Consider the following 9,394-nt stretch of genomic DNA (forward strand, 5'->3'; position numbering starts at 1 on the left):
TCAATTTTTTGTTCATAATTTTAAAATTTATATGCTGAAATAATTTGTAAGTTTAAAAATCGGGCATTGTATTGAGAGCCCCCAGTTGTATCATGACACGTTCTGATAGCTTTCAGCTTGACCGGGCTGTTATTGATATTCACATTAGCAATTGAACTTATTGAACCACTATTGGTGTAAATTACCGTTGTTAATATATTTTCTGACTTCTGAAAGATAATTCTCTGGGCATTTGAATAACTTGCCCCAGGAACTGTTTGTCCTAAAAGGCTTTTAAAAGAATTTCTTTGAACAGCAGCTCCGGAAATTAATGTATTGGCTAAAGAGTTTAATGTATCTGTACATAACCCTCCAAAACTATCGGACAGTGCGGGATCAAAGTCAAAAAATAAAGCCACTTCAATAACGAAATTATCCATCATAGTACAAATTTGCGAGCTTAGCCCGGTGGTGGCTATTGTAGCCGAAGTTGGAAAGTTTATTGAATTTCCTCCTGAATCCTTCAGTGTTGCGTCTGTAGAAAACAAAGTATTATTGGAAATAATATTATCATTGATGTGTCCACCATAATTTAATACATTCCAGGTAATACCACTTAGGTCAATATTGTCTAAAGAACTTGCCACTCTAAAAGTAACTCCCGAAAGGTATGTTGCAACACCGTTCCATAACTTTATCTTATATGTCCCAACCGGAATGGTAGAAAAATTAAAATAAAACGTAAGATTTTGACCTGTGGTATTGTTTATATTAACCTGTGAATTAGGAACCGTAGCAATATGAACCCCGTTTATATCACATATTGTCACAGAAAATGAAGCTGGATTCAGATTCAGATTAGCACCGATAAGAGAGACATACTTATTGTTGTTTGCATTATCTACAACAATAGGGTTAATTAGAAAAACACTCATCGTAGCGGTGGTCCAACCACCATTCATGCCAGTCTTCCAAGCTGTTTTCTCGTTTTCTGTTAACTGGTTAGGCAGGCTCATAAATGCTCCTTTTCCGTTTGATTTTCCAAGTCTGCCAGATGCATTTTGAGCTAATAACGTATTAAAAGTCGTATCACTCGAAATATCGGTTAATCCCGTTATTGAATAATAAAGTCCGGAAGTATTCAGTGCCCAGTCAGCACCTAGTGTCAATCCGGCGCCAGGCACGGTAGTCAGGGAAGAGTTTGCAACATTTTTCCCTAAGTCTCCAGCAGGTAGTTTTGCTGTATTTCCATTAACATCCATTCCTACGACTTTTGTAAAGTCCTGTATGTTTCCATCAACCAATGGAATATTAAGTTTATGATCCAGTTCTTCATTTATATTTTGATTGAACTGCGCCTGAGTTAAAAACCCTTCGGACAACAGATCAGGATCAGAAATTTTGACTAGATTATCACTAACGTTCTGCATAGCAGAATCAGTTGCCGGAGTTTTCATATCTCCATTTTCATCAATGGCATAGTCTGTATAAGTAGCTGCACCGGGTGCAGCTACTTGGTAAATGACATTTGTTTCTCTTTCTCCCTGCGGAGGTAATGCATTTACCCTAATAATTTTTCCTATATTAGACATATTGTTGTTTTTGGTTAGTTATGATTAATTAATTGGCGCGGCCCAGTCTCCAGAAATCACTTGCTCAGAAGATGTACCTGATTCCTGAACACCCAGAAGATTTGTATTGGATACAAAATTGAATTTATCCTCCGTAATCACTTCTGAAGGGACTTCAAATTCTTTCGGATTCTCTGTACTGAAAGGCAGTGCATGTTTTACTTTTAATCCTATACTTTCTGCCTGAAGGATATTCAGAGAAGTAGGAAGTCTCGTGATCCATGATTTCCCTTGTTTTAAACCTTTAGGCTCTTTCATTTCATCGACAATTGATAAGTAAAGTTCATCTCCAATGACAGGGACTTCTCCTCCATTCCAGATCTTTCCGGTTGCCAGATAGAACTGTACAACTTCTTCAAATCCCGGACGGACTGTTACCACTACTCTTGCCATCCCACTTTGCATAAAGGACCTGAACAATGGGTCGGTATCTTCAGACTGGTAAAGATTCAGCCAGTTTTCTCTGTTTCCCCAGTAATAAGGATATAGATTATAAGAAAGGTTTTCCCACTCAAAAGCCTGTTCCATAAATTTCACAAAAGCCGTATATTTATCCAGACTGCTATTTAAAACCGTTTCATAATTGCTGAAAGAAGAACCACTGGTCAACCCTTCCAGGCCATATCCGTGTGTAGATCCTGAGGCTCTGTCTGCCATGTAGGAAATACAGTTTTTACGTAAAATTGTATTTTCAATCTGACGGTAGAACATTGGATTGGACCCTTTAATCTCTACAGCTTTGCTCTTTTCTTCGGTCAGCTTATTATTGTATTCTACCGATGCATCTTCATAAGCGTCCATAATTGCTTTAAATACAGCCTGATACCATGCATCTTTAGCTTCCTGTGTTAATTGAAGATCTACAACACAATTCGCCGTTCCTGAGAAGATCTCATAAAAAGTAGCGGAGATAGGAATTGTCTTTGAATAAGGTTGAGCAAAAGTTTTTCTTGGAGAAAATTTTAGCTGAGACCAGAATCCATGATGATAGAAATCCTGATCTCCTACCATGATACACATCGCAGACTCACTACTGTCTCCAGATGCACTATATCCTGCTACACAGCTTACTGCCACATAATTGTCCGGGATCTGGATCTCGTCTTTAAAAGCTGCATGTTGAATCGCACTTTGTTCACCGGTAAACTGTCCGCTTAAAGATTTCCCTATGCTGTAATTTTCTACAGGCTTCTCAGGAACTTCAACATTATATTTTGACACCCAGTATTTTAAAACAGCATCCGTACTAAGATCTCCATAATTTTTCATCGGCATTACTGATGACGTTCTTGGGTCCTCCGGCTTAATTAAATTAACCTGATCAGGGTTTTTCTGAGAAACCATTCCTAATAAGTGCAGTTTGGCAGGTTCAGGAACCATGAACTCAAACATCATACGCTTGCCATAGTTATAGATCTGGTTTTTCATCAGTTTATCTACCCATCGGTAAACACCCACTACATTTTTGTCCCCTTTTCTATTATCAAACCCGTGAGAATTGTTTTCCTCGAATTCATCAATAATCTTTTCGATTCTTTCTTCATGAACCTTTGTTACGATTCTGTCCATGGCTCTTGCTGTGATATCCTGAGCCTGGGTAACAGCCTGTCTTGTACTTTCGTCTTTGGAGCGGTGATTGGCATAATTTGCGCCTACGCTCATTGAGAACATTTTGCCTCCATAGCCTGCATTCGCAAAACCTGCAAAATCATTGGATTCCTGTAAGATTTTAGAGACCTCAGACTGCATTTCAAAACGATTGGCTGTGGTGGTATCAGAAAGCTGTTCTCTTTCCGTATCCGAAGATGAGGTTGTGGTATTTTCGCTTCTTCTTAGCTTGCGGGTAGACTTTTCACGGTATTCCCTAGCCATGATATTCTCAATATGAGCAACCTCTCCCTCAACATAAGCATGAGTACTCTGTTCAACTTTTAAATAATCGGCAATCCCTATCTGCTTGAATCCAAAACCAGAAGGAATAAAATTCTGTTCCTCATCAATAATAACAGGAGGATTTTCAGTTCCTTCAACTTCAAGTTCGAACTTAGAAGAAATACAGCTCTTTATAGTAATTCCCGGTGTTTTAAATTTAGCAACCTGCCCATTTGTAAAATACAGCTCAATATAAAAGGAGGCGCCTTCAAATTCTGAAAACTCGGCTCCAAGTCCTAAAAGATTATTTAAGAAAATGGTGTCCCCATTTCTTGATTTTACAAAAGTATTTCCTGTTTTGGTCCCCACATTGGATACCAGCTCATGATACACTCCAGCAACATCCCAGGAAGCATCAGGAACATTTAAAGCCAGATCAAGACCATAGAATCTGTATAAATCTTTTGGGCATAATTGATAGGTAAACGGCACAGCTACCGCTCTTGCCATTGGAACAATAACTCCTCCAATACTTGTATAAACTTCGGTATTGGTTTCCGTATTTTCTGCAATAACTCTGTTGGTACTCTCTGTTACTTCCGTGATCAAAGAATTGATCTCTGAAAAGGTATTTCTTCCTTCTAGCAATTGGTGAAGATCAGAGATTTCTCCTGCTGCCAGGCTTTCTCTATCGGATGGTACATTTTGAAATTCATACCCTAAAATATCCAGTAAGGTCTCCATATTTTCAGGTTTTAATACGGTTGCCAGATATTCAGCCTCGATTTCAGCACGGAATTGAAAGTCCATCTTTGGCAATACCGGCTCAGGAACTTTTGGGATCTGCTGGCAGGGATCTTTCGGATCATAAATTTCTCCTGGCGCTCTTACAGGACAATACTTCTCTCTGTTTACGGCTACATCATTGTTATATTTTTCAATAATAGGTGCAATTCTTAACTGATGCTCTTCGTATCTGATTTCATATTCTTTTTGGTACTCATCCCTGTACCTTTTCTCCAAAAGAGCAAAATTCTTTATAAGACTCTCATATCGTCCAAGCTTTACTTTTTCTTTGGAAACAAGCTGCTGCCTTTTCATTTCCTCGGTAGGAAGAGTTTCAGTAAACTCACCCGCGGCCAACTTTGAAAGAGCTTGAGGTCCCGAAACAACCTCATCCAGCAGGAGTTCTTTGGGAAGGACAACTTTAGCATTCAATAAAAGCTTAAATTCTTCTTCATTGGGAGCAGAAAAAACATGTTTTAACAGAAGAAACTGCATGGCAAGTTCTTTTATATAAAAATCTTTTTGTACGGCTACCTGATAGATGAGGTTATTCCAAAGATCTACCACCTCGGGAACAGCATAAAGCTGTCCGTCATATATTTCAGCTTTTTTTGCTGTAAATTCTTCATACGTACACGTTCCTTTATTCCTTGCCAGCCAAACAGAAAACTGATGGTCCAGAGGATAAGAACTTTTAAATCTTTCAAGACTGTTTATACTGTTAGGATCAGACGAAATACATTTCAGATTATTTGCAAAAGCAGCTGCGCATTCAAGAAGTTTTCTGCGTTTTGACCCTGAAGCTTCTACTACTGGCCTGTAAAATGTGTCATCATCTTTTAATTGTTGGGGAGCTAGAATAAATCTTTTATCCTGTTCATTTTCATCAGACAGTTGTGGGCTTCTTAAGCTCACAAATCTGAAAAGTGTCTGTGTTGGTGTGTTTTCTGTATCCATATTATTTGTTGATTTATAATTAATAATGCCTTCTCCGATGATAGATTCTCCGACGGTAAACGCGGACGCTGTTGTTGGTGTGTTATTTATTGACATTTTCTTTTTATTTTTAATGATCCACAATGTAGCCTCCTATTAATTTCAACTTCCTCATCAATGATTTGGAATAATATATAGCTTTGCCTAAGACGATTCTTGTTAATTGAGTATTGATAAAGGTTCCAATTTGTGAATAAGAATTCTGATTAAAATAATTGACATTACTCGTTGCCAGCAAAAGTTTCTACCCCGATATCTGTCATATTTTAGTTCTCAACCTATTATTTTTAAAGGCTTCTTTGTGATTTGTCTATGTTTTTTAAGATTTTGAAGGCTCTTTTTAGTAGATCCGCTTCAGATTTTAGCCTTATTTTTTTAGGTGGTTTCCGACAAAAGATGTCCACCTTGATTTTTAATGTCGATTCTCATTTGTGTGTTTTTCTTGAAGCAAATATCAGAGCCGGAAGCGACAGAACTTGACGTGTTGAAAATAAGTTTTCAACTTTCATCAATTAAAATCCTACGGATAACTTAACCCATTGAGTAAGGGAATGTTATCCTTGATAGCGGTAGAATTACTTTATTTTTTTGCAACAGTTCAAAAGAAGTTCAGATTATAAGTTTAGAAACTAAATATTTAGTTATTGGAATTTGGAAAACTAGAAAAACCACAAATATGCAGTCTTTCTTGGAATTACTTAACTCCTGCACTCAATGATAAAGGACCTTAGATTTTCCAAGTATTAAAAAACAAGAGAAATGGAAGTCTTAGAAGAAAACATTAAGAAGCATTATCAAATAAATCCATATCTCACTGAAATTCAAAACAAAAAGTCGTAAATTTATTACTCATAAAAACAGTGTTTTCCCCCTTTTACAGACTTGAGCAGTTTCCTAATTTTGTTTTATAAAATTAAAAACCATAAAAATGAAAACTCCTTTTTTATTCAAGAATCTAAGCGCACTTCTTGCTGTGTTTATTTTAAGTTTTTGTATGCTAAGCTGCACACGCTGCTCCGAACCGCCTAAAGAACCCGTAAGTGACAGCTATAAAAAGAAACTGATCAGCTATCGTGAAGGCCGGATTCTTTATGATGAATATTCCAGGACCAATAATGCAATTCTTACAAAATACAGAAACGGAGAACCGGATTCACGCTGGTATTGGTTTTCTGTAGAAGATATGGAAGGCTACCTTAAATATGTAAAAGAAACCGCTAAAAAACAACACCTGAAAAATCCGGGCATCAGAATTTATATGGGAAAATACCCCCAGAATCATCCTAAAAGCAAAATGGCAAAACCTGAATATGCCGGCTACCAGACCATCTTCCTAGTTCCTACTGCTCAGAATCTGAAAAGAGACACCACAGGAACCATGTCCAGGGCTATGAGATCCATAGATGAGAATATCAATGTAAGAGAGATGGAAGTTCTGAATATGACCAATCTGGCTCCTCCACCTAAAGTCTCCACCGCAGATATGCCGTAAAAATAAAGCCATGAACTGGAATATAGAAATAGGAAAGCAAATATCTATAGTGCTATCTCTCATAGTAATAGCTCTGATGATCCTTAAATACAGGAGTATAAGAAAAGAGAATCTGTTTTTTATGTCCGGATATATATTATTCTCTCTGATCGATATTTTTTGCTATTTCTATTTTAAAACTACCCACCGGTCTACCGAAATATTTTTTGTGATTGGCTTTTTAATGATTGTTTTTTTTCTGTATCTGCTGTATTATTTTCAATTACTGTACTGGCCTCTTTTAAAAAAACTGCAGTTGATCCCTTTGATCGTTTTTGTGGCCAATATTGTTGTAATGTTTTATACAGAGGATGATCTGCTGCATCATTTTTCTTTTAATATGCTGTATACCGATATCCTTTTGTTACTGTTTTCCATTATTTTATTTTTATATCAGACCTTTAATTCTGATAAAATACTGGAGCTTACTAATTATTTACCTTTTTGGATTTCAGTCTCTTTACTGATTCTTTTTATTGGAAGTATTCCGATCCTGTATTTCAGGACTACCGTTTCAGAGCATATCTATTTTTTTATTCTATTTATGCTGAATCTTATCAGTAACGGGATACTCATACTGGGATTGATCTGGAACAGACAGGATAAACCAAGATAAGACCTAAAGTATGGAAGAAAACAATTTGGTCATTACCTTTACCATTACCTTACTTATTGTCGTTTTGATGATGATCTTCATCTATGTGGTTTTTATCAAAAAGAAGACCACCCTACTGATCGAGCAGAAAGAAAAAGACATGCGGTTTGAGAAAGAACTGGCAACCTCACAGGTCGAAATAAAGGAACAGACGCTGAATTATATCGGTCAGGAATTACATGATGATGTGGGTCAAAAACTCTCCGTGGTCCGTTTGAGACAGAATCAGCTCATTTACAAACTGAAAAATGCAGAAAAAGAAGAACTGAGCGAACTGAGTGAATTGCTGGGCGAATGTATTCAGGACATCAGAAACCTTTCTAAAACCCTGATTACGGAGCAGATCATTCATTTCGGACTGACGGAATCCATAGAAAGAGAAGTAAAAAGAATACAGAAATTAAAATTATTAAAGATCGAATTCATCACCCAGAAACAGGATATTGATATTTCGCCCAAACATGGTCTGATCCTTTTCCGGATCATTCAGGAAAGCATCAATAATATTTTAAAACATTCCAGGGCCAAAAATGTATCTATACGGCTGAAAGACGATCATGAGGCCTTACGCATCCATATTTCCGATAACGGAAAAGGCTTTAATACCAATAAGATACAGGATGGTTCGGGACTGAAAAATATGGAACTGAGAGCTAAGCTGATTCATGCAGAACTTTCCATACAGTCGGAACTTGATAAAGGAACGCAAACCTCAATAATCTATTATAAACACTTCATATGAAAACTATTCCCATAGCTATCGTTGATGACCATACGTTAATGTCTAAGGCATTGGAAAATATGATCATGGAAAACCCTCAGTACCGCGTGATTATGAACCATCCCAACGGTGAGGATTTTATTGCTGCCATAGAAAAGGCTTCAGAATTACCCGCTGTAGTACTAATGGACATTAATATGCCTTATAAAAACGGTATAGAAACTACAGAATGGTTAACCGAACATCACCCTGAGATAAAAGTGATCGCGTTGACCATGGAAGATGATGAAAAAGTACTTATCAAAATGCTGAAGGCCGGAGCAAAAGGCTATCTTCTGAAAGATATGCAGCCAGCCATCCTTTTTCAGGCGATAGATACCGTTTTTGACAAAGGCAGTTTTTATACTGATTTCGTCGCCCAGAAATTGTTAAAGGTAAAAACAGAAGACCTTAAAAACGCGTCTCTCCTTTCCGAATTAAAAGACAGGGAAAAAGAATTTATAAAATGGGCCTGCAGCGAACTTACCTACAAGGAAATAGCGAACAAAATGTTCCTCAGCCCTAAAACTATTGATGGCTACAGGGATTCTGTTTTCACAAAATTAGAAATAAAAAACAGGGTTGGTCTCGTTCTATTTGCTCTGAAACATGATCTCTGCTAATCAATTTTCTTTTTAAATCATCATTCAAAACCATTAAACTCAATCATTCATCCGGTAGATTTTCGCAATTTACCGGATTTTTCATTATTCCCCTTCATAGTAAAATCTGTAACAGGGCTAGTTCTACACACAGCAAGTTTTCTTTCAACACAAAGGTCTATTCTGATGCTGTGTAGTATAAAGAGAGCAAAGAAGGATCAATTTCATTGATCCTATTAAGCGGTTTTATCCGTCAGCTTCATCAACGACGTAGTCGAATTCTTTGCCTTTCTCAAAATTATCCACTTCCTAAATAACCTTTGCGTTAAAATGAACTTTAATCCGCAATACTTAGAAGCATCAATCAACTGTGTAAAGGCAGGAAAAAAGAATTTATAAAATGGGCCTGCAGCGAACTTACCTACAAGGAAATAGCGAACAAAATGTTCCTCAGCCCCTAAAACTATTGATGGCTACAGGGATTCTGTTTTCACAAAATTAGAAATAAAAAACAGGGTTGGTCTCGTTCTATTTGCTCTGAAACATGATCTCTGCTAATCAATTTTCTTTTTAAATCATCAT

General features: G+C 37.0%; 6 protein-coding genes and 1 pseudogene. 5 read left to right on the plus strand and 2 right to left on the minus strand.

The window, feature by feature from the left end:
* Positions 1-20 precede the first annotated feature (20 nt).
* Together J4Q03_RS18350 and J4Q03_RS18355 are read right to left on the minus strand one after the other, a co-directional pair.
* Positions 21-1,571 carry a hypothetical protein gene (locus J4Q03_RS18350; protein ID WP_426049570.1) on the minus strand — a complete coding sequence of 517 codons (1,551 nt, stop codon included), beginning with the start codon at positions 1,569-1,571 and terminating at the stop codon, positions 21-23.
* Between the two features lie 24 nt (positions 1,572-1,595).
* Positions 1,596-5,321, minus strand: coding sequence for a hypothetical protein (locus J4Q03_RS18355; protein WP_426049571.1), 3,726 nt, complete (start codon positions 5,319-5,321; stop codon positions 1,596-1,598).
* A gap of 871 nt (positions 5,322-6,192) precedes the next feature.
* Between J4Q03_RS18355 and J4Q03_RS18360 the strand changes: the two genes are divergently transcribed.
* The 5 genes and pseudogenes from J4Q03_RS18360 to J4Q03_RS18380 form a co-directional block, all read left to right on the plus strand.
* Positions 6,193-6,756 (plus strand): hypothetical protein, encoded by a 564-nt coding sequence (locus J4Q03_RS18360; RefSeq protein WP_426049572.1) that lies wholly within the window; start codon positions 6,193-6,195, stop codon positions 6,754-6,756.
* Positions 6,757-6,766: 10 nt separating this feature from the next.
* Positions 6,767-7,411, plus strand: coding sequence for a hypothetical protein (locus J4Q03_RS18365; protein WP_426049573.1), 645 nt, complete (start codon positions 6,767-6,769; stop codon positions 7,409-7,411).
* A 10-nt stretch (positions 7,412-7,421) separates the two neighbouring features.
* A complete protein-coding gene (locus J4Q03_RS18370; RefSeq protein ID WP_426049574.1) occupies positions 7,422-8,192 on the plus strand; it encodes a sensor histidine kinase in 771 nt (256 codons plus the stop codon).
* Positions 8,189-8,833 (plus strand): response regulator transcription factor, encoded by a 645-nt coding sequence (locus tag J4Q03_RS18375; RefSeq protein WP_426049575.1) that lies wholly within the window; start codon positions 8,189-8,191, stop codon positions 8,831-8,833. The genes J4Q03_RS18370 and J4Q03_RS18375 overlap by 4 nt, the downstream gene beginning before the upstream one ends.
* Positions 8,834-9,186: 353 nt before the next feature.
* Positions 9,187-9,370: pseudogene (locus J4Q03_RS18380) on the plus strand (response regulator transcription factor); the annotation flags it as partial.
* Positions 9,371-9,394: the final 24 nt, after the last annotated feature.

This window comes from Chryseobacterium sp. NFX27 (assembly GCF_049887855.1).
Lineage (GTDB): Bacteria > Bacteroidota > Bacteroidia > Flavobacteriales > Weeksellaceae > Chryseobacterium.

Excerpts from the sequence above, each read along its gene's own strand:
- J4Q03_RS18365 (WP_426049573.1), top strand. The coding sequence starts at position 6,767 with ATGAACTGGAATATAGAAATAGGAAAGCAAATATCTATAGTGCTATCT.
- J4Q03_RS18350 (WP_426049570.1), bottom strand. The coding sequence starts at position 1,571 with ATGTCTAATATAGGAAAAATTATTAGGGTAAATGCATTACCTCCGCAG.
- J4Q03_RS18370 (WP_426049574.1), top strand. The coding sequence starts at position 7,422 with ATGGAAGAAAACAATTTGGTCATTACCTTTACCATTACCTTACTTATT.
- J4Q03_RS18375 (WP_426049575.1), top strand. The coding sequence starts at position 8,189 with ATGAAAACTATTCCCATAGCTATCGTTGATGACCATACGTTAATGTCT.
- J4Q03_RS18355 (WP_426049571.1), bottom strand. The coding sequence starts at position 5,321 with ATGTCAATAAATAACACACCAACAACAGCGTCCGCGTTTACCGTCGGA.
- J4Q03_RS18360 (WP_426049572.1), top strand. The coding sequence starts at position 6,193 with ATGAAAACTCCTTTTTTATTCAAGAATCTAAGCGCACTTCTTGCTGTG.